The sequence below is a fragment of the Bacillus sp. KS1 genome, from assembly GCF_020075515.1.
Lineage (GTDB): Bacteria > Bacillota > Bacilli > Bacillales > Bacillaceae > Bacillus > Bacillus velezensis.
The window spans coordinates 100,224-126,360 of sequence record NZ_JACAWW010000019.1; the positions used below are offsets into that span (position 1 = coordinate 100,224).

Here is a 26,137-nt window from a genome sequence, read left to right on the forward strand (position 1 = left end):
TCCGTAGTGGTTATTCATGAAACTACTATAATGTAAGCGGTTATATCTTGTCAATGGGACTTGAGTGGTGAAAGAAAGGCGCGCCCGTTTTGTCGCTTTCCAACTTAGTTTATGGTGAGTTACATGTATGGCTTTTGTGAAAAACGTTGCCGTAGACCCACACGAATGCCGTTTGATACGATAAATTCAAGAAGTTAAAAAGAGGAGGATCACGGTGGAAAACACCTCTAAAATCGCTTTTTTATCGGTTATAAGCAATTCCCTGGTCGTCATGCTCAAAATAGTGGTGGGGATAATAACCGGATCTGTCGCGATACTTTCTGAAGCCATTCATTCTTTTTTAGATTTGATCGCCGCCTTCATTGCCTTTATCTCCGTCAGGATTTCAAAAAAGCCGGCTGATACAGGGCATCCGTACGGTCATGGAAAAGTCGAGAATCTGTCGGGGACTATCGAGACGATTCTGATTTTTGCGGCAGGGATTTGGATGATATATGAATGCGTTCAAAAACTGGTCAACCCCGCGCCGGTTCATCTGCCTGTATTGGGAATTGTTGTGATGCTTGCGGGGGCTCTCATTAATTTGATCGTTTCGAAGTTCGTAAAAAGAGAAGCCGAAAAGGTTAATTCCGTGGCAATGAAATCAAATGCCCTGCATTTACTGACTGACGTGTACACATCATTAGGCGTAGCGGCAAGCCTTTTGGTCGTTACCTTAACGGAGTGGTACATACTTGATCCCATTATAGGTATGGTGCTGGCGGTGTATATCATATATGAAGCGTTTAAGTTAATGAAAGAAGCATTCCCGCCGCTGATTGATACCCGTTTGTCGGAAGAGGAAGAAAAAACAATTTTAAAGATTATTAAAACATTTCAACAGGAATTTATTGAAATTCACGATTTTCGTACAAGACGCTCCGGCCCGCAGGAGTATATTGATTTTCACCTGGTCGTAGCCTCTCACGTGACGATTAAAGACGTGCACGACCTGTGTGACCGCATTGAAAGAGATATTACGAAGGAATTCAAACAAGCACAGGTAATGATTCACCCCGAGCCGGAGAGCGAGAGGAAGAAATAAATCGATCTTATGTTTGCGTTTGTTCCCGGCAAAATGCTTGCAAAAGGCCCGTTCCCACGGGTCTTTTTGTTGTATAAATGACTATTTCTCGCTCATATGAGAGAGAAGCTTATACACGTGAGGGGTTCATTTCATACGTTATGTTGTAAAGAAAAAGGGAGGTGAACAGAATTGAACGCTATTTCTGTTAAAGAAATTGAACATGGAGTTGCCGTTGCGGAAAGAGAAGGTTTAGGGGAGTATTTATACCAAGAACCGGTTTCTAAAAAATGTTCGCGCCGTTCCCGCAGCAGAAAACGGACACACCGTTCTCGCAGCAGAAGACGGACGCATCACCGGACACACCGTTCCCGCAGCAGAAGACGGAGCCATCACCGGACACACCGCTCCCGCAGCAGAAGACGGACGCATCACCGGACACACCGCTCCCGCAGCAGAAGACGGACGCATCACCGGACACACCGTTCCCGCAGCAGACAGTCTCATCAAAAACGTACCCGCAAACGCTGTTTTAAATGCTGACTGCAGACTCTATTACAAGTAATGGGGATCTGCTATAATGGCAAGAGAACTGCATAAAAGATCCGGTATCATCATCTGCGGACACTGAACTGACAACATGGCGCTGTTTGTTCGTGTCCGTTTTTCATGTCAACAAAGATGCCGGAGGATAAAAAGGAAGGGATGACGCCGAATGAAGCTGAATGAGGATTTTTATAACTCTGAAGGAAAGACAGTCTCTTTGCCAAACATAAGCAGCAAGCTTTTGCATATCACGGACAGCGGGCATATCAGCGTTGACTTCATCAGTATAAGCAGGATGCGGAAGGCTTCAAAAATCGCGATCTTAGGTGACAGCGTCGCCCGGGGGCTGCGTGCGGAATACGGCTTTGGTGACATTCTGAAAGACCGGACAAACGCTGAAATAACCAATCTGTCTGTCAGCGGCGTTAATATGAGCAACAACGGAAGCGATAACATTTATCAGCAGGCGCTTAAAACAAAGGGACATGATGTCATCATAGTCCAGGGAACAGATGATGATTGGTGCAACCACATTCCCATCGGCACAGATGAAAAGGATATCACCACATTTTACGGAGGCTTCTGCCAAGTGATCCAGCAGCTGCGGAGCGGAAATAAAGGCGCGAGCATCATTGTGGTGACCCCAACGAGACAAGCAAAAATATCAAAAGGAAAAATCGTCCGCCGTGATACTGATAAAAATAAACTGGGCCTGAAGCTGGCTGACTATGTGAAAGCCCAAAAAGAAGCCTGCACACTCCTCTCTGTACCGTATGCCGATCTGTTTGATACTGATCTCATCGACCCGTATAATCCCGCTTTCCGCAGCATGTGCATGTCAGAAGGTCTTCATCCGAACGAGAAAGGGCATCAAATCATATTTCAGGAAATCTGCCGTAATTATTATTACTATTATGGGTAACACAGCGCTAACAGATTATTTTCGGCTTTGCTTTTCTAAAAGCTCAATTATTCTTTGAGATGCGTGTTTTTGCGCTCTCAAAAGCGAGACGATATTACCGGTAAAACCGATTAAAATGATAAGCAGCAAAATGATCATCCACATAGCGAACCTCCTGTCGGGTTTTAAAACATCCTCTCTTTATTTTACTTATGATGGATGGGCCGGAGAATAGGTCTAAACGAACGGTGTTTCTTTAAGAGTCCATAAAAAAAGCACAGACTGAACGGGTCTGTGCTTTTTTCTCTTATTTCAGCAGGTTCAATGATTCACGATTAAATGCTTCCAAATCGTCAGGTGTTCTGCTCGTTACGATGTTATGGCTCACGACGACTTCTTCATCTTTATAATGTGCGCCGGCATTGATTAAGTCTTTGCGGATGCTGCGGAATCCCGTGATATCTTTTCCTTTAAGAAGGTCGGTATCAATCAGCAGCTGCGGGCCGTGGCAGATCGCGAAAACGGGTTTCTGATTTTCCACGAATGCTTTAGTGAATTCACCCGGGCGGTCATCTCCGCGCAGAAGATCCGGTGAAAAGCCTCCGGGAATCAATAACGCATCGAATTCCTTGGCGTCTGCGTCTGAGATCGCTTGATCGATCTTTACTTTCTCACCGTGCTTGCCCGTCACTTCTTTCCCTGCTTCCAAATCTATTGTCACCACACTGTGGCCCGCTTCTTTAAATGCATCCGCCGGGCTTGTATATTCAATATCCTCAAATTGATCTGTCATCAGAACTGCGATTTTTTTGCTCATACATCATGCCTCCTGTGAATTTGTATATGACAAGAATATCAGGCAGATTCCCGCCTCACAACGTATTTGCTTATGAAAAAAGACCCCTCTGAAAAAGAGGAGCCAAAAGGTACGGAGGTCTGCTGAAACTTACGTGTTTAACCTGAGATAAGGCAAGAAATCGAACCAATTACTTTTTGCGTCTTTTTTTATCCTTTTTACACCCGCATTTCCCCGGATCGCCCGGATCAATGACTTCGTGAATTGTTTCTTCCTGATAAACGTGGCGGGGAACATAACGGATATGCTCTCTGTTAATGTGTTTGATGGGATGGACGTAAACCACTTCTTTGTCAGTATACTTGTCAGTCACAATATACTTAGGGTCACAGTAATACACTTTCGATTTTTTACCCATTCATCTCACCTCCCGTACTTTATTAAATGCTGACAAGGAGGATTTTGCATCGGACAAGTACCCCATGGCAAGTCCACAATTTTTCATATGCAATTTCGTTTTTCTGGTTTTTCCTGAATCCGCCTCAAATTGGAATGGCTAACCCTTTTTGAGCGGGGAAATCTATAAAAAAGAATTCAAAAACGATTCTTTTCTCAGGTCAATCGAGATGCATACATCTTTAGGGGGATTTCAGAATGCTCGATGAAAAAACGATTGAAATCATTAAAAGCACAGTGCCGGTCTTAGAAGAGCATGGTGAAGAAATCACAGGCCGGTTTTATGACCTCCTGTTTCAGCATCACCCTGAGCTGCTGAATATCTTTAATCAGACGAATCAAAAGAAAAAAACACAGCGTACGGCCTTGTCGAATGCTGTGATCGCGGCCGCGGCCAATATTGACCGGCTGGAAAACATCGTTCCCGTCGTCAAACAAATCAGCCATAAACACCGGAGTATCGGTGTTAAGCCCGAGCATTACCCAATCGTTGGAAAATACTTGTTAATCGCGATAAAGGATGTGCTAAAAGACGGAGCTGCTCCTGAGGTCATTCAGGCGTGGGAAAAAGCATACGGCGTCATTGCAGACGCTTTTATCGGAATTGAGAAGGACATGTACGAACAAGCGGAAACGCAAAAAGGCGGCTGGAAAGACTATAAGGCGTTTACAATTGATAAAAAGGTAAAAGAAAGCAAAGAGATAACGTCGTTTTATTTAAAACCGGAAGACGGACAATTTCTCCCCGAATTCAAAGCGGGGCAGTATATCAGTGTAAAAGTATACATTCCGGACACGGGCTATACGCATATCCGCCAGTACAGCTTATCCGACGTGTCCGGTAAGGATTATTACCGGATTTCCGTGAAAAAAGAAGGGGTTGTTTCCTCATATCTGCATGACCAATTACACGAAAAGGATTCAATTGAGATCAGCGCTCCGGCCGGGGATTTCGTATTAGACCCTGATTCCAAAAAGAAACTCGTTCTCATCAGTGCCGGTGTCGGAATTACTCCGATGATCAGCATGTTAAAGACGGTTGCCAAAACCCAGCCGCAGCGAAACGTTCTCTTTATCCATGCGGCAAGGAGCGGAGAGTATCATGCGTTGCGGCATGAAGCTGAAGAAGCCGCGGAACACTCATCCGTTGACACCCTCTTTATTTACAGCGAGCCGTCCGAACAAGACCGTTCAGAAAACCTTCGTTTTCGGGAAGGCCGGATTGACAAACAGCTGGTAGAAGAAGTGATGAGAGATAAAGATGCTGATTTTTACCTGTGCGGATCACCGTCGTTCATTAAAGAAATGAAAAAGCTGATTTCTGAATTCAATACACCGCCGGAATCCATTCACTATGAATTATTCGAACCGCAGCTGAGTATGGTGTGACGCAGCAAAATCATAACAAGAAAAGACAGTCTGTTTAGCAGACTGTCTTTATATGTTTAAACGTCCTTCTCATTCCAGTCTATAGTATTTTCAAGCAGGTAAATCATATTCAAAGTCGTATTATCCTAAAAAGACAAAGTTTTTTATGTCCCAACATACTTCGGTAGCCGGATGGAAAGGTTCACTTCCTGATACTTCAACTGGAACATTGGCTCCTGCTCTTGCGAATAAAATAGCAATGCTGTATCCAGAGATAATAAATACTCACAGCAAAAAAACAATGCCTTTACCGGCTAGCAAATTTCCCGGTTGTACCTGTCGATAAAAGAGAAAAATGAAATAGCAGAACGGATCGAGGTAACTATTCAAGAAGTACATCGACACATACGGTGATCCAAAGTGGAATTGGAGTTCATTCGATATTCACCATGTGCTTCCGCTAAAGTATGGGGGAAAGAATAATTTTAATAATTTGTATCCTCTCCCTCGTGATATGCACCAAAACCTATTAAATCCTTGGTGGGATAAATATTAATAAGTAAGAGGTGGCTCAATGGCGGTTTTTGTTGAAAAAACGCTCCAAGGTCTAAAAGAATTAATTGATGAAAAAGGCCGCTTGAAAATTTTAGGGAATGAAGGAGCTCTTTTAGAAACAGAATGTATTTTCTTTAAAGGTGCAACAGATCTGGAGATTGAAAGTTTTGAGAAGAAAATAAAAGTCTCACTTCCTGAAGATTATAAAACCTTTTTAAAATTGCATAACGGAGCCAGAATATTTGATTTGTTGATTTACGGTGAGAATGTAGGTGGGGGGTTGCATATTCTTAATGTAGAAGAGATTGAAAAGTATATGCAAAATGGTTTTTTAGAGCCTCAGTTTATTCCCGTCGCACATCTGTTAGACGGATGTTATTTGTTAATTAACAAAACCAAAATGTCCACAGATCCAAACTATTTATGGTTCCGCGGATTTATTGAGTATGAACCAATGCAACTTAATTTTGAGATATTCTTAGATAGGTATATTTTGTCTCAAGGAGCAAATTTTTGGGAGTGGAATATCTATACTGCTGAAAATTATTATAGGACTCACCAGGGTGATGAGGATTAACCTTTCCTACAGTTGGGTTGGTCCATTTTTACTATTAGACTTCGATTTGAACTTTTAAAAATAGGTTTAATTTGGAAGACGAACCGATTAATTGGTGTATAGAGGATTTATAAAAAGCGCAGATACTCTGCGCTTTTTTATTTAAGTATTTTCCTAATCATTCGCAGCCCGTTTTTGGAAGAAGGATAACGGAAAGCGAAGTCGAAGCGGTTCGTTTGTTTGACGACGCTTTTTTTGTGCGTAAACGTGTTAAAGCTGTCAAATCCGTGATAGCTGCCGATGCCGCTTTCCCCGACGCCGCCGAATGGCAAATACGGTGTCGCAACATGCATTAACGTATCATTGACACAGCCGCCGCCAAACGACAGATTCTCTAAAACAGTTCGCTCGATTCCTTTGTTTGTTGTGAAGAGATACAGGGCGAGCGGCTTTGGGCGCGATTGGACTTTCTCAATGACTTCCCCGATATCACGGTATGTAAAGAGCGGAAGAATCGGCCCGAAAATCTCCTCCTGCATCACTGGAGAGTCATCCCTCACTTGTTCGAGAATGGTCGGCGCAATTTTATGATGAGCGGGATCAGATTGTCCGCCTGTAAGCGGGACGCCATCATTCAGAAAGCTGAGCAGCCGCTGATAGTGGCGTTCACTGACGATTTTGCCGTACTGCGGATTTTGTTCAGGCTGAGGGCCGTAAAATTCACTGATCGTACGCTTCATTTCTTCTGTGAGCTTCGTTTTGATATCTTGGTGGACAAATAAATAATCCGGTGCGATGCAGGTTTGCCCTGCATTTGTAAATTTCCCGAAGACGATGCGTTTGGCGGCAAGCTGTATATCAGCATCCTTATGGACAATGCAGGGACTTTTGCCGCCGAGCTCCAAGGTAACGGGAATTAATTGTTTGGAGGCGGCCTCCATAACGATTTTTCCCACGGCAACGCTTCCTGTGAAGAAAATATAGTCAAAGGGCTGCTGTAATAAAACAGTGCTGACGTCGGGCCCGCCCTCCGCCATAGCGACATAATCACTCGGAAAAACGCTGCTGATAAGTTTAGAAAGAACAGCGGAAACCGCAGGCGTATATTCTGACGGTTTGAGAACGACTGTGTTTCCGGCCGCAATGGCTCCAATCAAGGGTGAAAGCGCCAGCTGCAAGGGATAATTCCAAGGCGCAATCACCAAAACGGTTCCATATGGCTCAGGGATAATCATGCTTTTCGAGCCCAGGTGAGTCAGAGGCGTTTTGACTCGCTTCGGTTTGACCCATTTTCCCAGCCGCTTCATCACAAAACTGATTTCCTCCAGTACAATTCCGATTTCTGTCGTGTACGCCTCCTGTTCGGATTTGTGGAGATCGTGATAGAGAGCGGCTGCTATATCGGCTTCTTGTGTTTTGATGGCTTGTTTCAACTTTTGCAATATGTTCAGCCTTGATTCTAGCGGTCTCGTATGCCCCGCCGCAAAATAGGCTTTGTGCTTGCTGACGATAGAGGGGATGCTGTTCATTCCGTCTCTCCTTTTTGTAAGGTATGATGATTCATTATGTAAAAAATCGCTTCTGCCTGTCAAATGATTAAGGTGAGTCAGAAAAAATAACAAACTCATTTCTGCGTTTCGGCAGGAATTTGATGAAAAAGAGAATTCTTTTTGCGGCATTATCTGTTGCAGGCATTATGGGGTTTTCTAATGTACATGTAGCTGAAAAGCCGGTTGGCACATAAAAAAAGTCCCTGTCCGGGGCTTTTTTTAATAAAGAGAGGGAGCATCTGTCCACCATTCTGACAGCCCAAAAGAAAAACCCTAGAAATGTTGATATAACAACGTTTCTAGGGTTTAATCCAATGCTCTTTAAAGAGCGTTTTACTTAACGGGAGTAGAACTCAACGATAAGCGCTTCGTTAATTTCCGGAGCAAGCTCAGAGCGCTCTGGAAGACGAGTGAATGTACCTTCAAGCTTTTCAGCGTCGAAAGTAAGGTACTCAGGAACGAAGTTGTTTACTTCTACAGATTCTTTGATGATAGAAAGGTTTCTTGATTTTTCGCGAACACCGATTGTTTGACCAGGTTTTACTTGGTAAGACGGAATGTCAACGCGGCTTCCGTCAACAAGGATGTGACCGTGGTTAACTAATTGGCGAGCTTGACGGCGAGTGCGCGCAAGACCGAGCTTGTACACAACGTTATCAAGACGTGCATCTAAAAGAATCATGAAGTTTTCGCCGTGTTTACCAGTCATTTTTGCAGCTTTGTCAAACAATGTGCGGAATTGACGTTCGTTTACACCGTACATGTGACGAAGTTTTTGCTTTTCTTGCAATTGCAAACCGTATTCTGATAGTTTTTTACGCTGTCCCGGACCGTGGGGACCTGGTGCGTAAGGGCGTTTTTCTAATTCTTTACCTGTACCGCTAAGAGAGATTCCTAAACGGCGAGACAGTTTCCAAGATGGACCTGTATAGCGAGCCATAATGTGACTCCTCCTTTGGTTTTATTTTGTGGAAAATAAAAACCGTCTGTTCGATCCGACCGTGCACATTTTGTTTTCATGTATCCTCGCTCCAGCAGCAGAGAGTTACACGATACACCTTACAGCTAAGGAACAAAATGCAAACACAGAAGCTGAACAAAAAGGCTGCAATATTTCACACAAAGAACATTATATGATTTTTCTCCGCCGCCGTCAACCATTTCTCCATGAAGAGTGCCGGTTTATGATATAATGTACAAAAATGAGTAGTACATGTTTAGGTGATAAAAATGAAAAAACAAACAATTGATGAAGTGACGGGCTTTCATCAGAAAATGCTTTCTTTTTTCTTAACGAAATCTGAATCCGTCTCATTATCCGACTCGCTGTTATGGCTGGCCTCAGCTCTAGAATCCTGCTTTACATCTCTTTCATTGACCCTTTCACCGGCAGAATCAACACGTTTCACCATAAAAACAGAAGATGAACCGCATTATGCTCCGCTGAAAGAGAGTGACGGCCGTTTTATGATCAGGAATCAGACGTCCGGCAGATCCTTTTATCTGCGCTCGGAAGGCGGGCTGCCGATCCCGGAATCATTGCCTGAGATCGTTACTCAGTTTATTAATCAATCTGTGAGACAAAGCGGACTGTTTGACAAAACGAAGCATCAGCGGAAAATTCACAGAATGACAGAAATGTTCCATTCGCTTTTGGACCAAAATGAGGTTTTGGAAAAACTGCAGGCAAGTTTGAGTACGGCTTTCCGGTCTTTCCGTTTTTCACTGTTTATCACGCAGGATCAGGATACGGACAGACAGCTTCCCGCAAAAGAATTACATATGGACGGAAAAGATGCCGATCCGTCTGCCCAGAAGGTTTATTTATCGGGGAGACTGCTCAGAAAAGGCAGGTCATCTGCTTATCTGCCGATCAAAGGCCAGCAGGGGACTTACGGGGTTCTGAAGACGGAGGGGCTGCAGGATGCCGTTCTTTCGTGCAGTACTCTCAGTGAAATGCTGCTGCTTGCGGGCGCAGCGGGAAAAGCATTTGAAAATGCGCAGCTCTATGAGCAATCGAAAAAAAGCATTGCGAATCTGGAGCTCATTAATGAAACATCGCGCCAGCTGAATCAGCGCCTCAGACTCACTGATACGATGCGGGAGCTCGCCGCCATTATGACCCAATCGTTTCATGCGGAAGAAGTGGCTTTTTTTCATATTGATCATTTTGAGACGCAAAATCTGCTTCCGGGACATACCGCTTTTTTTAAGACAGAACGTGCGAACCCCTATATCAGCATTGTGAAAGAAAAGCTCTTCGAGGGAGAAAAGAGTGTGTTTATCGGCAGCGGAAAGACTGTATTCGGCGAAAACGGTTTCGGCTCGCTGATGGCGGTGCCGATGATCGAAAATGACACCGTCTTCGGGTTCGCGATTTTATTGAAAAAGGATTTGTATGCTTTTACGTTTGAAATGTATAAGCTTTTTCAAGCGCTCATTCACCATGCGACATTGGCGGTTACGAACTCCATGCTGCGCGACAGGCTTGAGCATCTTGTTCAGACAGACCAGCTGACGGAGCTGTATTCAAGAACCTATTTGGATGAGAAAATTCAATACAGCATGAAAATTCATAAACGGGGTGTATTCATCCTCGTTGATATCGATAATTTCAAAAATATTAATGATACATACGGTCATCAAACGGGAGATTCGATCCTGATTCAGGTGGCCTCCGTTATGAAGAACCATATTCGTGAGCATGATGTCGCTGCGAGGTGGGGGGGCGAGGAGCTGGCTGTGTATCTGCCGAATATCAACGTGTCATCCGGAGAACGCATCGCTAAAAGGCTGGTTCACGCCATCCGGGAAAACACCGAGCCGCGCGTGACGATTTCCTGCGGCGTTTCCTGCTGGTCAAAGACCAGCCCGATGCCGTTGAAATTGCTCGTTCAGCAAGCGGATGAGGCGCTTTATATCGCCAAACGGAACGGCAAAAACCGGCTGATCATCCATCAAAACAGTACGACGACATAAAAAAGGAGCCGGCCTGCCGGCCGGGCTCCTTTTTTTATCCTAATCGTTTTTCAAGCGTTTCAACAAACTTTGCTAAATAGGTTTCGTCCGTTTCATCAAAACGGTTTTTCACGGGGCTGTCAATGTCCAGCACACCGATCACTTCACCGTTTACGCGGATCGGGAGGACAATTTCTGACTGGGAAGCCGCGTCACAGGCGATATGTCCCGGGAACGCATTCACATCGGCAATCCGCTGCACGTCGCCATTAGAGTAGGCAGTGCCGCATACGCCTCTGCCGAACGGAATGCGCACACAGGCAGGAAGTCCTTGAAACGGTCCGAGCACGAGCTCGCCCTCTTTAGCGAAGTAAAACCCCGCCCAGTTGACTTCATGTAATGAATGGTATAAAAGCGCTGACGCATTCGCGTAATTTGCGATCGCATCCGTTTCATCTTCTGTCATGGCTTCGAGCTGTTTAAGCAGAAGCTGATAACTTTTTTCTTTATCTCCGGATTGTTTTTCGACATGAAACATGGAAAACCCTCACTTTTTCTATAATATCAAACAAAGTTCCGGCCGTTCTGCCGGCATTTGTCGAGAAGTTCTTACAGGAACGGCGCCTTTCTGCTTGAATTGTTACACATAAAGGGGTGAGCCGTATGAAAGTAAGCACCAAAGACAAAATTATTAACGCCGCTGTCCAGCTGTTTAACCAAAAAGGTTATTCCGGCACGTCCGTCCGTGAAATCGCAAAGTCAGCTGATGTAAATGTTGCGCACATCTCCTACTATTTTAAAGGGAAAGGCGGATTAATGGAACATTTAGTTTCCGAGTTTTACGAAGGCTATACTGAAGCGCTGGAAAAAGCCGCCGTCAGTATGAACGGTGAAGACGCGCAGGAACGCATCCTGCGGGTGATTTTCGATATTTTATCCTATCAGCACGATAACCGTCAATTAACGCGGTTTGTGTACCGGGAAGTGACGATTGATTCCGTGCTGATCAGGGAAATTATGTCTACTTACTTAATGAAAGAAAAATATATTTTCCAGCTGGTGATTGAAGAAGGGCAGTCACGCCACAGACGGCTGACGCTGCCCGTGCCGCATTTTATTCTGCAATTGAAATCCCTCTTGATGATGCCGTATCTTCAGCCCCAATACATTACGGAGGTGCTCTATATGCAGCCTCATGAACCGTACTTTTATAAAAGGTATTTTGAAGAGGTGAAGATCTGGATCGAAAGCGTGTTCCGACGGCCTGATGCGGCGCTTATGAAGTAATGATGCTTTTGTACGTTTCGTAGGAACTGCCGACATCTTCCGCTTGATGGGCGTCCGACCCGAATATGAGCGGGATTTTTTTTTGCTTCGCCGTCTCAGCCATCCAATCCTCCATGTATACTTCCCCGGCAAATTTCTTTCTGAGCCCGGATGTATTCACATCCAGCTCCATTCCGTGTTCTTTCACGGCGTCAAGACAGCGGGCCGCAAGCTCTCTTATTTGAGGTGACATGCTGTAAGGGAAAAGGCGCGCGAATTTTTTGACGAGCGTGATATGGCCGACCCGTTTTGGCTTAAAGGGGCCGAGCGGTGTTACAATGGAAGAATACACAGTTTCATAGTATTGTTCATATACGGCTTCAACGCTTCCGAAGCGGTCGGCAAGCTGCTGAAAGGCGTGCTCGTCAAAATCCAGGCATATATAAGACGGACCGGTCCTCAAAAAATGAACGGATAAAATGCCGTCATCCAGTGAGGGGCCGTACGTGTTCAGAAACGCAGCGGTTTCCTCTTCATACCCTGTGATAAAATCGGTTTCCAGCCCGGTCAGAATGCTGATTTGTCCATCGTATTCCTTTTTCAGGTTTGACAGCCGCTCCAAATAAACCTCCATCTGTCTGAGATCCATCGCGCTGTCCTGAAGCGGTACGGGATCTTGAAATGACGGAGGAAGGGGGGCGTGCTCTGTAAATGTGATCGAGTCAAAGCCTCTTTCCAGGGCCTTTTCCACATATTGTTTCAGCGCATCCTTCGAGCCGTGAGGGCAAAAAGGCGTGTGGATATGAGCGTCTCGTTTTTCCATTTGTGTCACTCCATTAAAAAATTGCAGAATCCTGCCGAAATTATGCAAAAAGTTTTTGATTTCTGGTCAAAAAATGTTGGTTACATGGTATCATAATAACAATGAAAACGACAGATTTTCTCAATACATATATTGAAATCTTTCTGAATACATAAAACACCCTGACAGATTAAGAGAACAACAAGGGGGCTCATTATGGAGTTAGTCATCGGATTATTGGTTATACTGCTCGCGCTCTTTGCGGCGGGCTACTTTTTCAGAAAAAAAATTTATACGGAAATTGACCGGCTGGAGTCATGGAAGATTGAAATTTTAAACCGTTCGATAGTGGAAGAAATGTCCAAGATCAAACATCTGAAAATGACCGGAGAGACGGAAGAGTTCTTTGAAAGATGGCGCGAAGAGTGGGATGAAATTGTCACAGCCCATCTGCCGAAAGTAGAAGAGCTCCTTTATGATGCCGAAGAGAACGCCGACAAATACCGGTTTAAAAAAGCGAATCAGGTGCTTGTCCACATCGACGACCTTCTCACTGCAGCCGAATCAAATATAGAAGGCATACTGCGTGAGATCAGCGACCTTGTGACGAGCGAGGAAAAAAGCCGCGGAGAGATTGAACAGGTGCGTGAGCGGTATTCAAAAGCGCGAAAAAACCTTCTGGCGTACAGCCATCTCTACGGAGAGCTTTATAACAGCCTGGAGACGGATCTCGACGAAATATGGAGCGGCATAAAAGAGTTCGAAGAAGAGACGGAAAGCGGCAATTACATCAAAGCGAGAAAAGTGCTGCTTGAACAGGACCGCAGACTGGATCAGCTTCAGACATACATAGATGACGTTCCGAAACTGCTTGCGGACTGTAAACAGACCGTGCCGAACCAAATTGCCAAGCTGAAAGACGGCTACCGGGAAATGACGGAAAAAGGCTACAAATTGGAGCATATTCAAATCGAAAAAGAGCTGGATACACTCACAAATCAATTGAAACGGGCCGAAAACTCGCTTTTGGAAGAATTGGATGTCGACGAAGCGTCCGCCATTCTTCAGCTGATTGATGAAACCATTCAATCGATGTATGACCAGCTGGAAGGCGAAGTGGAAGCCGGACAGTCCGTATTAAGCAAAATGCCTGAGCTGATCATCGCGTATGAGAAGCTTGAGGAAGAAAAAGACCGCACAAAAACCGAAACGGAGCTCGTCAAGGAAAGCTATCAGCTGACGGCGGGTGAAATCGGCAGACAGCATGCCTTCGAAAAACAGCTGGAAACGATCGGCCGGCTCCTTGAGCAGGCGAGAGAAAAGCTTGATGGTGAGCATGTCGCTTACTCTCTGTTGATTGAAGAAGTCGAGGCCATCGAAAAGCAGATGGAAGAGGCTCAGAAAGAACATGCCGAATACCGTGAAAATCTGCAGGCGCTCAGAAAAGAAGAACTGCAGGCGCGGGAAACGCTGATGCATCTTCGGAAAACCATTTCTGACACGGCTCGAATGCTGCAAAAAAGCAACGTGCCGGGAATTCCTGAACAAGTCAAGGACAAGCTCGAGACGGCAAATCATCATATAGAAGAAACCGTCAGCCAATTGGAAGAGCTGCCGCTGAACATGGAGGAAGCCTCCAAACATCTGGCTGAAGCCGAAAAGGCAGTTGAGGAAGTCAGCGAAGAGGCGGAAGATCTTGTGATTCAGGTGAAGCTGATTGAGCGGATCATCCAGTACGGCAACCGCTTCCGAAGCCAGAATCATATTTTATCCGAACAGCTGAAAGAAGCGGAACGGCTGTTTTACGCTTACAGCTATAATGAAGCTTATGAGATGGCGGCAGATGCTGTTGAAAAAGCAGCTCCCGGCGCCGTGAAAAAAATTAAAGCTGATCAATCTGCTTCATAGACGCACAAGCAAAAACTGCACCCTGATGGAAATCAGAGGTGCAGTTTTTTAGTTTCTCACGGAATATAAAAAGCGCCTGCGGCTGATATACGTCAAGCCGCAAGCGCTGAATGTTACGATTTTGCTTTATTTAATTCGATGGGCGGGCTGGTAAAAAACGTGATGATGCAGCCGATGATCGCTCCGGCAATGCCCGGAAGCACCCAGCCGATTCCCATGCTGTAAAGCGGAAGATTTGCGTTTAAGAATGAATCTAATGATCCGAGCGGAATGCCTGCTGCCTTCAAACCGTCCAAGATACTGAACAGCCCCGTTCCGATCAGGCAGGCGATATAGACTTCCCGTCTTTCCTTAAAGATTTTATCAATAAAGGAAAGGACGATAATGACAATCGCCAGCGGGTAAATCGCTGATAAAATAGGAACTGAAAATGCAATAATCTCAGCAAGTCCGAAATTTGAAATCGCCAGACTGAACAGCGTGACAATCGTAACCACCATTTTGTATGATAAAGCGGGAATCAATTTTGAAAAATATTCGCCGCAAGATGTGACAAGCCCGATGCTTGTCGTTAAACACGCAACGGTGATGGCAGAGCCGAGAACGATGTTTCCCAGTGAACCGAACAGGTAATCGGATGAAGCTGATAAAATCTTTGCGCCTTCGCCGAGCGGCCCCACAGCGTCCGTGCTTGTCGCTCCCAAATAGGCCAAAGATAAATAAATGAATGTCAAACCTGCCGCAGCTATAAGACCCGCTTTAATACAAGCGGCCGCGAGCGCTTTACGCTGGGTGACGCCCCTGCTTTTAACAGCGTTGACGACAACGACGCCGAAGACGATTGAGGCGAGCGCGTCCATTGTTTTATAGCCTTCCAAAAATCCTTTGAACACCGGCGTTCCGGAATATGCCTGATGTACGGCGCCCAGTCCGCCCATCGGAGTGACAATGGCTTTTACGACGATGATTAAAATAATACCGAATTTAATAGGAGTCAAAATCTTTCCGACTCTGTCAACGATTTTGGAAGGATTAAGAGCTAAATAATACGTAATAGCAAAAAAGATCAACGTGAAAACAAATAAAGATAATCTTTCCGGAATGCCGCTTAAAAACGGAACTGCACCGATTTCATATGAAACGGTTCCGGTTCTCGGAATCGCGAAAAGCGGCCCGATTGATAAATAAAGCACAACGGTGAAAATAGTCCCGAATACCGGATGAGCTTTATCGGCAAGCCCTTTTGCGTCTTTGCCCGTTAATGCGATGGCGATAATACCCAAAAGCGGCAGACCTACGCCGGTCAGTAAGAAACCGCCCATCGCTTTCCAGACATTATGCCCCGCAGCTTGCCCGAGCTCCGGCGGATATATCATATTTCCTGCCCCGAAAAAAAGTGCGAAAAGCATGAAACCGATAATAACGGTATCTTTGACAGGTAGTGAGTGTTTCATAAAAATCCTCCTAAATACTATGTTGAAATATTCTGTCAATTAATTGTCAGATAATATAACAAAACGAACATTACTTATTATATGGCAATGTACAGAGAAGTCAATACTCGATTTATTGCGAATTTATATTTACTTTTGTTATGGTAGCATAAATATCATACGATGTACCGTTTTCATTAAAGGAGTAAAAAAATGATATATTTAGACAACAGCTCAACGACCGAGCCGTATGAAGAGGTTTTGGAAGTGTATAAACAGACGAGCAGCCGTTATTTCGGCAATCCTTCGTCCCTGCACCAGTTAGGAACTGAGACGGAACAGCTCCTTGAAGCGGCCGCTCAGCAAATAAAAAAAACCTTGCGTTTAAAAAATTATGATATTGTATTTACATCAGGCGCGACTGAAGCGAATAACGCGGCGTTAAAGGGAGCAGCCTGGGCAAACATGAGTAAAGGAAGACATATCATTGCTTCGGCGATTGAGCATCCTTCTGTGACGGAGACGCTTGATCAGCTGACAGAGTTGTTTGGCTTTGAAGTCACATATCTTCCGGCCGATCAAAACGGTTTCGTTTCTTTGAAAGACGTCAAATCGGCTATCAGGCCGGATACGATAATCGTCAGCGTCATGCATGTCAATAACGAAGTCGGCTCCATTCAGCCCGTAAAGGAAATCGGCGGGTTTTTGAAGCAGCACCGGAATATTCTGTTTCATGTTGATCATGTGCAGGGCATTCATAAAGTTCCTCTGTCTATAGAAGAAGCGGGCATTGACCTTTGCACCGTTTCAGGGCATAAGTTTCACGGCTTAAAAGGAACCGGAGCGCTTATCGTCAAAAAAGGAACGCGGCTCATTCCGCTTATAACGGGCGGCTCGCAGCAAAAAGGCGTCCGCGCCGGAACGGAACACACGGCAGGCGCCGTTGCCCTTGCCAAAGCGATCAACCTTTCCGCACGTGACATGAATGAGCGGCTTTCTTCCGTGGAGGCTGCCAAGAATGCGCTCATGGAAAGGCTGAGCGGGACGGACGGGGTCGTCATCAACACCCCCGCTGAAAACAGCGCGCCGCATATCATTAATTTTTCCGTTCCGGGCGTGAAGGCGGAAGTGCTGCTGCACATGCTTGAGGAAAAAGGAATATATGTCTCCACAACCGCGGCATGTTCGGCAAGAGAGCACAAACCGAGCCGTGTTCTTCTGCAAATGAATAAAGGCGAACAGATTGCATCAAGCAGCATCAGAGTCAGCCTGAACTTCAGCCATACGGCTGACATCACAGAGCCGTTTATGGCCGCGCTGGCGCCGGCTGTTCAAAAACTAAAAAAAATGATGAGGTAGCATATGAATTACGATCATATTTTAATCCGTTTTGGTGAAATATCCACAAAAGGAAAAAACAGACGCAGTTTTATTGAAAGATTAAAACAGAATATCCGCCTGGTATTAAAGGATTATAAAAAAGTAAAATACTTTTCAAACCGGGACCGGATGTCAATTACACTTAATGGAGAAAACCCGGAGGAAATTTGTTCCTTATTAAAGAATATATTCGGCATTCAAAGCTTTAGTCTCGCAATTAAATGCGAAAGCAAGCTGGAAGACATTAAAAAAACGGCTTTAGCCGCGATAGAAGGCGAATATAAACCGGGGAATACGTTTAAGGTCGAGACCAAACGGGCTTACAAACAGTTTGAATTAGATACGAATGCGATGAACGCTGAAATCGGCGGCCATATTTTGAAAAACACGGATGGATTAACCGTCGATGTGAAACATCCCGATATTCCGCTTCGGATTGAAATCAGGGAGGAAGCGACATTCCTGACTATTCGTAACGAAAAAGGCGCCGGAGGCCTTCCTGTCGGTTCTGCGGGTAAAGCGATGCTGATGCTTTCCGGCGGTTTTGACAGTCCGGTCGCCGGTTTTTACGCGATGAAACGGGGATTATCAGTTGAAGCCGTACATTTCTTCAGTCCGCCGTATACGAGTGAACGGGCAAAGCAGAAAGTCATGGATCTCGCGGGATGCCTCGCAAAGTTCGGCGGCAGTATGACGCTTCATATCGTGCCGTTTACAAAGACGCAGGAACTCATCCAAAAACAAATCCCGGAGAACTATACGATGACGGCGACGCGGCGTCTTATGCTGCAAATCGCGGACAGAATCAGAGAAGAACGGAAAGCGCTCGCGATCATTACGGGAGAAAGCCTCGGGCAGGTAGCGAGCCAGACGCTTGAAAGCATGTATGCGATCAATGCCGTGACGGCAACGCCGGTTTTGCGCCCTTTAATCGGAATGGACAAAACAGAAATCATCGAGAAATCAAAAGAAATCGGTACGTATGAAACAAGCATTCAGCCGTTTGAGGACTGCTGCACCATCTTTACGCCGCCAAGTCCGAAAACACGCCCGAAAAAAGAAAAAATCGAGCACTTCGAAAGCTTCGTTGATTTTGAACCGCTGATTGCAGAGGCCGCTGCCGGCATCGAAACCATCACTGTTTACTCAGAGCAGGAAGCTCACGATAAGTTTGCCGGCCTGTTTTAAAACTGTATACAATTACCAAAGTTTTTTTGAATGAAGACATGCGTTTTATCACATTCTATACTCACAAGGAGGTGATACACATGTCACAACAATCAAACAGCGGAAACAGCAACCAGCTTTTAGTGCCAGGCGCTGCTCAAGCTATCGACCAAATGAAGTATGAAATCGCTTCTGAATTCGGTGTAAACCTTGGACCGGAAACAACTTCTCGCGCTAACGGTTCTGTCGGTGGAGAAATCACAAAACGTCTTGTCTCTTTTGCTCAGCAAAGCATGGGCGGAAGCAGCCAGCAGCAGTTTTAATCACAACTTCACATAATGGCTAAGAGAGCGGGGAATTCCCCGCTCTTTTTTCATGAGTATAGATAGAAGGCGGGAAGCAATTTATGCATATTTTTATTGTAATGGCCTATGTTTATGTATAATGGGGAAAGAAAGTGAGGAGTTGTTCGTGTTAAAACGAGAAGATTTAATCGCCCCAAAGAACTATAACCTTGTAAATGAAATCGAAAAGTTCAGCCGTTCCAAAGAGAAGAACGCGCTTATTTGGGAAGATCAAACAGGCGGCAAGAAAGTCTGGACGTATGAAAAATTGATGGAAGAAACGAATAAAATCGGAGCCCGTCTGAAAGGTCTCGGATTTGAAAAAGGCGATAAGCTGATTGTCATGGTTCCGAGAGTGCTTGAAGCGTATGCCGTTTATTTAGCGATCTTAAAAGCGGGGATGGTCGTCATTCCTTGCTCGGAAATGCTGCGCGCCAAAGACCTTGAATACCGGATCAAACACGCCGAAGTGAAAGGCGCTATCGTTTATCCTTCATTTATAAACGCGTTTGACGAGGTGAATACCGAGCAGCTGGTGACATTGTCAATCGGTGAAAATAATGTCGGCTGGAAAAACCTCCTAACGATTGAAGCGGACGGAGACAGTTTTCAAACAGCTGATACAACAAGAGAAGACATGGCGTTTTTGTCCTATACTTCAGGCACGACCGGCCAGCCTAAAGGCGTTGTACATACACACGGCTGGGCCTTTGCCCATTTAAAAACATCAGCCGGTGCATGGCTGGATATTTCTGAAGACGATACAGTGTGGGCCACCGCGGCGCCCGGCTGGCAGAAATGGGTGTGGAGCCCGCTGCTCGCAATTCTGGGAAGCGGCGCGACAGGAGTCATTTATCACGGCAGATTCAACGCCAAGACGTATTTAGAGCTGCTGGAGCGCCATCAAGTAAATGTCTTCTGCTGTACCCCGACGGAATACCGCCTGATGGCAAAAGTGGAGGAGTTGGACAAATATGATCTTTCTGCCCTTCACAGCGCAGTTTCTGCGGGTGAGCCATTAAACCGGGAAGTCATTGACGTATTCCGGAAGCATTTCGGCATTAAAGTGAGGGACGGATACGGCCAAACGGAGAGCACCCTGTTAGTCGGCGTCCTGAAGGACATGGATATTAAGCCGGGAAGCATGGGCAAACCGACCCCTGGAAATCAAGTAGAGATTATAAACGATAAAGGCGAAATATGCGAAACTGGCGAAACAGGCGATATCGCCGTGCATTTGAGCACACCGGCTTTATTCAAGGAATATTACAAAGATCCTGAAAGAACGAAAAAGCAGATTCGCGGAGATTACTTTCTTACAGGAGACCGCGCGAAAAAAGACGAGGACGGCTACTTTTGGTTTGAGAGCCGCAATGATGACATCATCGTCAGCTCCGGATATACAATCGGGCCTTTTGAAGTAGAGGACGCGCTCGTGAAGCATCCGGAAGTGAAAGAATGTGCCGTCGTGGCGAGCCCGGATGAAATCAGAGGTTCAATCGTAAAAGCTTATGTCGTTTTACAAGACGATGAAAAGCGCAGTGACGAACTTGTCAAGGAACTGCAAAACCACGTAAAAACGATTACGGCGCCTTACAAATATCCGAGAGAAATTGAGTTTGTCGAAAGCCTGCCGAAAACGGCGTCCGCAAAAATCAGACGTGTGGAGCTGAGACAGCGTGAAGAACGGCTGAAGGCTGATAAAAAAGCATAATACAGGATAAAGGGTGAGCGGGGATGAAAGCGATTTGGCACGGCGGCACCATCTATACAATGCTGGACAAGAATCATGTCACTGAAGCCGTTTATACCGAAGAAGGCGTCGTCAGGCAGACGGGCAGCTTCCGGGAGCTCCAAGGAACATACGGTTCGCCTGATACGGAGGAAATCGATTTACATGGAGCTGTCATGTTCCCGGGGTTTACGGACAGTCATATGCATTTAATCGGACATGGGGAAAAACAGCTTCGCCTCGATTTGTCGCAGCTGACGTCAAAAGAAGCGATACTGCGGGCCGCAAAAGAAGCAGAGCGTGAATTGGAAGATGGCGAATGGCTGATCGGCGAAGGCTGGGATGAAAATCTGTTTGAACGGCCGGTTTACGTCACGAAGCATGACCTTGACCCGCTCTTTCCCGACCGCCCCGTCCTGCTGAAGCGGGTATGCAGGCACGCCGCCGCGGTTAATTCGGCCGCATTGCGCGCGGCGGGGATTACAACCGAAACACCTGATCCAAACGGCGGGATTATCGTCCGGGACGGAACCGGTCCGACAGGCCTCCTGCTGGATAAAGCCCAAGAGCTTGTGACACAGGCCCTGCCGCCCGTCTCACTTCACTATGTCAAACGCGCGCTTCAAACGGCGATTACGGACTGCTGGTCAAAAGGCCTGACCGGCGGGCATTCAGAAGATCTGGCATACTACGGAGACGCGTCCGTTCCCGTTGCCGCGTACGAGTCATTAACCGGCAGCGGCCTTTATCCTTTTCGCGCTCATCTGCTCGTACATCACGAAGCCGTCGACAGCTGGAGCGCTCTGGATAAATCGACCGGACCTTATCTGGAATACGGAGCGATGAAAATTTTTGCTGACGGCGCGCTCGGCGGCAGAACCGCTCTATTGAAAAAGCCTTATCACGATGCTCCGTCAGTTTCCGGCGTTCAGGTGCATGATGACGAAACCCTTGCCGCTCTTGTTTATAAAGCGAGAGAGAAAGGGATGGAGATCGCCGTGCACGCGATTGGCGACCTTGCATTTGAAAAGGTGCTGGATGTTATCGAAAGATACCCGGCAAAGCCCGGACAGCTAGACAGGCTCATTCATGCGCAAGTATTAGATGACGGATTGATTGAAAGAGCCGCCCGGCTGCCGATCGGACTTGATCTTCAGCCGCATTTTGTGGCCAGTGATTTTCCGTGGGTGATTGACAGGCTCGGAGAAGAGCGGATGAAAACGGCTTTCGCCTGGAAAACACTGCTGTCAAAAGGGCTGCTGTGCGCCGGAGGTTCAGATGCCCCGATAGAACCGGCCGATCCGCTTCTGGGCATTCAATCGGCTGTGCTCCGTACGAGCAAGCAGCACCCGGAAGGTCCGGCCTATTATGAAAAAGAGTGCCTGACCGTGTACGAAGCCATTCAGCTTTACACGGAGGGAAGCGCGGCCATCATCCATAAAGAACATAGCCGCGGACGGATCGCCCCCGGCTGTGATGCAGACTTTACCGTACTCAGCGGTGATCCGTTCAGGACGGACCCGAAAAAGCTTCATGAATTGGGAGCTGTCAAAACCGTCGTCGGCGGCCGTATCGTATATGAAAAAGAGGACAGGCAGTGATGCCCGTCCTCTTTTTTTATGATAAAAATGATCGTTTTACTTTTTCCCAGAAAGAGTTGTCTTTCAGTTTCACCGTTTTGATTTTTTTATCGGATAGTCTAATCTCAACCTTTTTGACATTCCGCGTGCTGAGCGCTTCATTATCAAGCCCGATAATCGGATGCTCATTGCCGTCTTGCACCACCTGCAGTGTCAGCTTCCGGTCTGAGCTTAAAATAAACGAAGATCCGAGTGTACGGTATGTGTTGTTGTTCAACGACGCCAGTTCGGATACCTGCATGCAGGAAATCAAAGGATCAACAACGGCGCCTGAAACAGATTTATTGTAGGCGGTGCTGCCCGTCGGGGTGGAAATGATCATCCCGTCTCCTCTGAATGTCTCAAAATGAAGATCATCAATTAACACATCCATCACAAACGTTTTAATAATGCTTGAACGGATGGAAACCTCGTTTAAACAGTGAAAATGATTGCTGCCGTCCACCGTGACGTGAATGAGCGGGTATTTTCTGACCTCAAGCTGTTCCGCGGTCATGCTGGCCGCCATTTTTTCAGGCTCATCGCTGTGAAAATCACAGTACAAATGGGCTTTCCCTTTTTTAGCGATGCCGACATACAGGCAGTCATCACGGAATCCGGTTTTTCTGACGGCTTGCAGAAATGAGCCGTCGCTGCCGATGCTGGCGATAATTCCGGCATCCTCCGGTTGAGCCGCAACTGTAAAACCGTGCGATTCAGCAAGCTGCTTCAAAGAGCTGACTTGTTCTTTTGTTTCGTTGTTTTGTTTGTGGAAAAAATAAACATTGCGGCGAAGATCGGTCATATCCCCATTCCCCTTTGCTGTCATATTTACGTTTTTCTCCCAGCAGGTATTGTGTTAAAATACCTGTGGCAATAGTGTAACATGTTTCCTGTTTATCCGTTAAGGGAAAGCGCTTCATGAAAAAAATGAATCTTTTTTTACGGGGGAACGTACGAATATTGACAGAAAAGGAGGAGAACAAATGAATGCAAAAAGATGGATTGCGCTCGTCATCGCGCTCGGCATTTTCGGCGTATCAGTCATTGCAAGTGTGACCGTCGGGGTGCTGAAGAATATCGGAGATACAGGGTCTGACTTTGCATCACTGACAGATGACACAGAAGAAGTGACACTGGATAAGGGCAGCCCCGGCAGTAAAATCGCCGTGCTTGAAGTGGACGGCACGATTGAGGATAACGGCGGGTCCGCTGGCCTGCTCAGCTCAGGCGGGTATGATCACAGATCATTTTTAAAACAGGTTGAGCGTGCGAAAGAAGATAAAAGCGTCAAAGGAATTGTGCTGAAAATCAATTCCCCTGGCGGAGGCGTGTACGAAAGCGCGGAAATACATAAAAAACTGGAAGAACTAAAGAAAGAAATGAAGAAACCGATTTATGTATCCATGGGCTCCATGGCGGCATCGGGAGGCTACTATATTTCAACGGCCGCCGATAAAATCTATGCTTCACCGGAAACGCTCACGGGTTCACTGGGCGTCATCATGGAAAGCGTCAATTATTCCAAGCTCGCTGATGAACTCGGCATCAAGTTTGAAACCATTAAAAGCGGCGCGCATAAAGACATCATGTCCCCGACCCGCGACATGACGAAGGAAGAAAGAAAGATCATGCAGACAATGGTCAACGATTCTTATGAAGGATTTGTCAATGTCATTTCAAAAGGCCGGCACATGTCAAAAGCGGATGTGAAAAAAATTGCCGACGGCCGTGTCTACGACGGCAGACAAGCGAAAAAAATCGGCCTCGTTGATGAGCTCGGTTTTTACGATGACACGATCAGCGCGATGAAAAAGGACCATAAAAATATGAAAAACGCTTCAGTCATCACATACGAGGAAGGATTCGGATTAGGCTCGCTCTTTTCCATGAGCGCAGCGAAAATGTTTAAAAGCGAAATTGATTTTCTGAATATGAAAGAACTCATTTCGCAATCCGGTTCGCCGCGGATGATGTATCTCTATGCAAAGTAGGGGGGAAGAAAGAATGGACGCGACTTACGAAGGCTTTCACGGCAAAGAAGAGGGAGCCGAACAACAGAGGGCGCCCGAGCAGGCATATGCGGGCTTTTGGATCAGGTTTTGGGCGTTTCTTCTTGATTGGCTGGTGGTCTGGGGACTTAACCATCTCATCGTTTCACCGGTTTTCACGCTGATGAAGCTCCCGGCAACAAGCGGAATGTTTACAATCTCAGCTTATTCCGTCACAACCCTGATCGTCTACCTCGCCTATTTTGTGTTCATGACGAAATGGTTTCATCAGACACTCGGCAAGATGGTCTTCGGGTTAAAGGTCACTTCTTTGACGCCCGGAAAGCCGCTGACTTGGAGCACCGTCATTTTCAGAGAAGCGGTGGGGCGTTATATCGATAAAATCTGGATTCTCTATATCGTCATTGCGTTTACGCCCAAAAAGCAGGGCATTCACGATCTGATCGCCGACACAACGGTGATTCACGAAGCGCTGTACCGCAAATAAAAGCAGTAAACCCGGAATAAACGTCCGGGTTTATTTTTTTTGGTTTTGGCGATAATGCTGCTAAGGAAGTGAAGCTTATGGGATATGCCGCAGCAGCTGTTATTCTCATTCTCATTTTGGTCTGGCTGCTCATGAGGATGAAAATCCATCTGACGCTCGAATATCTTCATGATAAAGATAACGACAAACTGACGTTTAAACTCTCGGCCTTATACGGCCTGGTCCGTTTTAAAAAAACGCTGCCCGTCATTAAAGTAAACAGCGAAGACGCGTCAATTGATGTCAAACAGGACACGAAATCAGAAATGAAAGGTCAGAAAAAAGAGAAGAAAAAAATCACATATGAAGATGTCAAACAGAGCATTCACAGAATAGAAATGATTCTGCACCAAGTCTTTCAGATGCGCCAAATCGGCGCCTCATTTCTTGCGGGAGTCCGTGTTACGAAGTTCGAATGGGTGACGGTTATCGGAATAAAGGACGCCGCCGTTACGGGAATCGCCGCCGGCGGATTGTGGGCCGTAAAGGGAGGCCTTACGGCGATGCTGTATGATCATCTGCGTTTCATACATAAACCGGTGTGCGAAGTCATTCCGTCTTTTCAAGTGCCTGCATCCAAGACGCATTTGCAGTGTATATTCTTTTTTCGTTTTGGACATCTTATAGGTGCAGCTTTCAAATTGCTCAAATACGGGCGGAACGGACTTTCTATCATACGAAAGAAACAGCCGGTTCCGGTTGCTTCAAAGAATGATTCATCAGTTTAAGGAGGAGCGCATATGGCAGACCATCCCATTCAAGGTTTAATGAAAACCGCTATGGAAAATTTAAAAGAAATGATTGACGTGAATACAATCATCGGCGATCCTGTTGAAACGCCTGACGGCAGCGTAATCTTAACGGTTTCAAAGGTCGGATTCGGATTTGCGGCGGGCGGAAGCGAGTTTGGAGGAAAGCCGGCTGAAAAAAGAACCGATGATGATGAAAGAAAAGAGCAGAAGCTCCCGTTCGGCGGCGGAAGCGGCGGCGGAGTATCCATTACGCCGATTGCGTTTCTGATTGTCGGAACAAACGGGGTGCGTATGCTTCATTTAGACGAAAACACCCATCTGATTGATAAACTGTTAGACTCCGCGCCTCAAACGATTGAACGCATCCAGCATATGTTTAAAAAGAATGAAAAAGGCCGGAACCAAAAAAGAACGGATATCGATTTATAACAGAAAAGTTAACTGCCG

General features: G+C 46.1%; 26 protein-coding genes and 1 pseudogene. 18 read left to right on the forward strand and 9 right to left on the reverse strand.

The genetic code is table 11. From position 1 onward, the window contains the following. The first annotated feature begins 214 nt into the window (after positions 1 to 214). The 4 genes and pseudogenes from HWY38_RS14210 to HWY38_RS14220 all read left to right on the forward strand — a co-directional run bounded on the left by HWY38_RS14210 (position 215) and on the right by HWY38_RS14220 (position 2,531). Positions 215 to 1,084, forward strand: coding sequence for a cation diffusion facilitator family transporter (locus HWY38_RS14210; RefSeq protein ID WP_224182077.1), 870 nt, complete (start codon positions 215 to 217; stop codon positions 1,082 to 1,084). Between the two features lie 171 nt (positions 1,085 to 1,255). Then, positions 1,256 to 1,306 (forward strand): annotated as a pseudogene (locus HWY38_RS19285) (hypothetical protein); the annotation flags it as partial. 47 nt (positions 1,307 to 1,353) lie between these two features. Continuing rightward, complete coding sequence (locus tag HWY38_RS14215) at positions 1,354 to 1,599, forward strand: hypothetical protein (protein ID WP_224182078.1); 246 nt, start codon at positions 1,354 to 1,356, stop codon at positions 1,597 to 1,599. Between the two features lie 179 nt (positions 1,600 to 1,778). Continuing rightward, positions 1,779 to 2,531, forward strand: a complete 753-nt coding sequence (locus HWY38_RS14220) for an SGNH/GDSL hydrolase family protein (protein WP_224182079.1) — start codon at positions 1,779 to 1,781, stop codon at positions 2,529 to 2,531. A gap of 15 nt (positions 2,532 to 2,546) precedes the next feature. On the opposite strand, the gene HWY38_RS19160 is transcribed toward HWY38_RS14220, so the two are convergent. The 3 genes from HWY38_RS19160 to HWY38_RS14230 all read right to left on the reverse strand — a co-directional run bounded on the left by HWY38_RS19160 (position 2,547) and on the right by HWY38_RS14230 (position 3,724). Beyond that, positions 2,547 to 2,675 carry a hypothetical protein gene (locus HWY38_RS19160; RefSeq protein ID WP_007408761.1) on the reverse strand — a complete coding sequence of 43 codons (129 nt, stop codon included), beginning with the start codon at positions 2,673 to 2,675 and terminating at the stop codon, positions 2,547 to 2,549. 142 nt (positions 2,676 to 2,817) lie between these two features. Further along, positions 2,818 to 3,327: a type 1 glutamine amidotransferase domain-containing protein gene (locus HWY38_RS14225; RefSeq protein ID WP_121984327.1), complete on the reverse strand. Its 510-nt coding sequence runs from the start codon at positions 3,325 to 3,327 to the stop codon at positions 2,818 to 2,820. A gap of 169 nt (positions 3,328 to 3,496) precedes the next feature. Continuing rightward, on the reverse strand, positions 3,497 to 3,724 hold the full coding sequence (locus tag HWY38_RS14230; RefSeq protein ID WP_003152402.1) for a hypothetical protein: 228 nt from the start codon (positions 3,722 to 3,724) through the stop codon (positions 3,497 to 3,499). A gap of 236 nt (positions 3,725 to 3,960) precedes the next feature. On the opposite strand from HWY38_RS14230, the gene hmpA reads away from it, so the two are divergent. Both hmpA and HWY38_RS14240 read left to right on the forward strand, forming a co-directional pair. Then, positions 3,961 to 5,151, forward strand: a complete 1,191-nt coding sequence (gene hmpA, locus HWY38_RS14235; protein WP_224182080.1) for an NO-inducible flavohemoprotein — start codon at positions 3,961 to 3,963, stop codon at positions 5,149 to 5,151. A 553-nt stretch (positions 5,152 to 5,704) separates the two neighbouring features. Further along, positions 5,705 to 6,262: an SMI1/KNR4 family protein gene (locus HWY38_RS14240; RefSeq protein ID WP_224182081.1), complete on the forward strand. Its 558-nt coding sequence runs from the start codon at positions 5,705 to 5,707 to the stop codon at positions 6,260 to 6,262. Positions 6,263 to 6,399: 137 nt separating this feature from the next. Here the strand turns inward: HWY38_RS14240 and HWY38_RS14245 are convergent, their stop codons facing one another. Next, entirely contained in the window at positions 6,400 to 7,770 is a 1,371-nt protein-coding gene (locus HWY38_RS14245; RefSeq protein WP_224182082.1) for an aldehyde dehydrogenase, read from the reverse strand. Positions 7,771 to 8,128: 358 nt separating this feature from the next. Further along, positions 8,129 to 8,731, reverse strand: a complete 603-nt coding sequence (gene rpsD, locus HWY38_RS14250; protein WP_003152406.1) for a 30S ribosomal protein S4 — start codon at positions 8,729 to 8,731, stop codon at positions 8,129 to 8,131. Positions 8,732 to 9,021: 290 nt separating this feature from the next. Here rpsD and HWY38_RS14255 point away from each other — a divergent pair, with 290 nt between their 5' ends. Continuing rightward, positions 9,022 to 10,770 carry a sensor domain-containing diguanylate cyclase gene (locus HWY38_RS14255; RefSeq protein ID WP_224182083.1) on the forward strand — a complete coding sequence of 583 codons (1,749 nt, stop codon included), beginning with the start codon at positions 9,022 to 9,024 and terminating at the stop codon, positions 10,768 to 10,770. A gap of 34 nt (positions 10,771 to 10,804) precedes the next feature. Here the strand turns inward: HWY38_RS14255 and HWY38_RS14260 are convergent, their stop codons facing one another. Beyond that, positions 10,805 to 11,287 carry a GAF domain-containing protein gene (locus HWY38_RS14260; RefSeq protein WP_007408037.1) on the reverse strand — a complete coding sequence of 161 codons (483 nt, stop codon included), beginning with the start codon at positions 11,285 to 11,287 and terminating at the stop codon, positions 10,805 to 10,807. 125 nt (positions 11,288 to 11,412) lie between these two features. Between HWY38_RS14260 and refZ the strand changes: the two genes are divergently transcribed. Then, positions 11,413 to 12,036 carry a forespore capture DNA-binding protein RefZ gene (gene refZ, locus HWY38_RS14265; RefSeq protein ID WP_007408038.1) on the forward strand — a complete coding sequence of 208 codons (624 nt, stop codon included), beginning with the start codon at positions 11,413 to 11,415 and terminating at the stop codon, positions 12,034 to 12,036. On the opposite strand, the gene hisJ is transcribed toward refZ, so the two are convergent. Further along, positions 12,026 to 12,838, reverse strand: coding sequence for a histidinol-phosphatase HisJ (gene hisJ / locus HWY38_RS14270; RefSeq protein ID WP_224182084.1), 813 nt, complete (start codon positions 12,836 to 12,838; stop codon positions 12,026 to 12,028). The two genes, refZ and hisJ, sit on opposite strands and share 11 nt — an antisense overlap. Before the next feature lie 195 nt (positions 12,839 to 13,033). Here hisJ and ezrA point away from each other — a divergent pair, with 195 nt between their 5' ends. Next, complete coding sequence (gene ezrA, locus HWY38_RS14275) at positions 13,034 to 14,725, forward strand: septation ring formation regulator EzrA (RefSeq protein WP_224182085.1); 1,692 nt, start codon at positions 13,034 to 13,036, stop codon at positions 14,723 to 14,725. 113 nt (positions 14,726 to 14,838) lie between these two features. Here the strand turns inward: ezrA and brnQ are convergent, their stop codons facing one another. After that, entirely contained in the window at positions 14,839 to 16,179 is a 1,341-nt protein-coding gene (brnQ, locus tag HWY38_RS14280; RefSeq protein ID WP_045208494.1) for a branched-chain amino acid transport system II carrier protein, read from the reverse strand. Positions 16,180 to 16,371: 192 nt separating this feature from the next. Here brnQ and HWY38_RS14285 point away from each other — a divergent pair, with 192 nt between their 5' ends. From HWY38_RS14285 to HWY38_RS14305, 5 genes are all read left to right on the forward strand, one after another. Further along, positions 16,372 to 17,517 (forward strand): cysteine desulfurase family protein, encoded by a 1,146-nt coding sequence (locus tag HWY38_RS14285; protein ID WP_224182086.1) that lies wholly within the window; start codon positions 16,372 to 16,374, stop codon positions 17,515 to 17,517. Between the two features lie 3 nt (positions 17,518 to 17,520). Continuing rightward, on the forward strand, positions 17,521 to 18,726 hold the full coding sequence (thiI, locus tag HWY38_RS14290; RefSeq protein ID WP_015418002.1) for a tRNA uracil 4-sulfurtransferase ThiI: 1,206 nt from the start codon (positions 17,521 to 17,523) through the stop codon (positions 18,724 to 18,726). An 80-nt stretch (positions 18,727 to 18,806) separates the two neighbouring features. Then, positions 18,807 to 19,028: an alpha/beta-type small acid-soluble spore protein gene (locus HWY38_RS14295; protein ID WP_007408043.1), complete on the forward strand. Its 222-nt coding sequence runs from the start codon at positions 18,807 to 18,809 to the stop codon at positions 19,026 to 19,028. 148 nt (positions 19,029 to 19,176) lie between these two features. Further along, positions 19,177 to 20,763, forward strand: coding sequence for an acyl-CoA synthetase MbcS (mbcS, locus tag HWY38_RS14300; protein ID WP_012118182.1), 1,587 nt, complete (start codon positions 19,177 to 19,179; stop codon positions 20,761 to 20,763). A 23-nt stretch (positions 20,764 to 20,786) separates the two neighbouring features. Then, positions 20,787 to 22,382 (forward strand): amidohydrolase, encoded by a 1,596-nt coding sequence (locus tag HWY38_RS14305; RefSeq protein WP_224182087.1) that lies wholly within the window; start codon positions 20,787 to 20,789, stop codon positions 22,380 to 22,382. Between the two features lie 16 nt (positions 22,383 to 22,398). Here HWY38_RS14305 and HWY38_RS14310 read toward each other — a convergent pair whose 3' ends face one another. Then, complete coding sequence (locus tag HWY38_RS14310; RefSeq protein WP_025285105.1) at positions 22,399 to 23,205, reverse strand: NAD kinase; 807 nt, start codon at positions 23,203 to 23,205, stop codon at positions 22,399 to 22,401. A gap of 181 nt (positions 23,206 to 23,386) precedes the next feature. Here HWY38_RS14310 and sppA point away from each other — a divergent pair, with 181 nt between their 5' ends. The 4 genes from sppA to ytfJ all read left to right on the forward strand — a co-directional run bounded on the left by sppA (position 23,387) and on the right by ytfJ (position 26,119). Next, positions 23,387 to 24,394 (forward strand): signal peptide peptidase SppA, encoded by a 1,008-nt coding sequence (gene sppA, locus HWY38_RS14315; protein ID WP_224182088.1) that lies wholly within the window; start codon positions 23,387 to 23,389, stop codon positions 24,392 to 24,394. Between the two features lie 13 nt (positions 24,395 to 24,407). After that, positions 24,408 to 24,899, forward strand: coding sequence for an RDD family protein (locus HWY38_RS14320; RefSeq protein WP_007613095.1), 492 nt, complete (start codon positions 24,408 to 24,410; stop codon positions 24,897 to 24,899). A gap of 77 nt (positions 24,900 to 24,976) precedes the next feature. Beyond that, positions 24,977 to 25,666 carry a DUF2953 domain-containing protein gene (locus HWY38_RS14325; RefSeq protein WP_224182089.1) on the forward strand — a complete coding sequence of 230 codons (690 nt, stop codon included), beginning with the start codon at positions 24,977 to 24,979 and terminating at the stop codon, positions 25,664 to 25,666. A gap of 12 nt (positions 25,667 to 25,678) precedes the next feature. Then, positions 25,679 to 26,119, forward strand: coding sequence for a GerW family sporulation protein (gene ytfJ / locus HWY38_RS14330; RefSeq protein WP_003152423.1), 441 nt, complete (start codon positions 25,679 to 25,681; stop codon positions 26,117 to 26,119). The last annotated feature ends 18 nt before the right edge of the window (positions 26,120 to 26,137 follow it).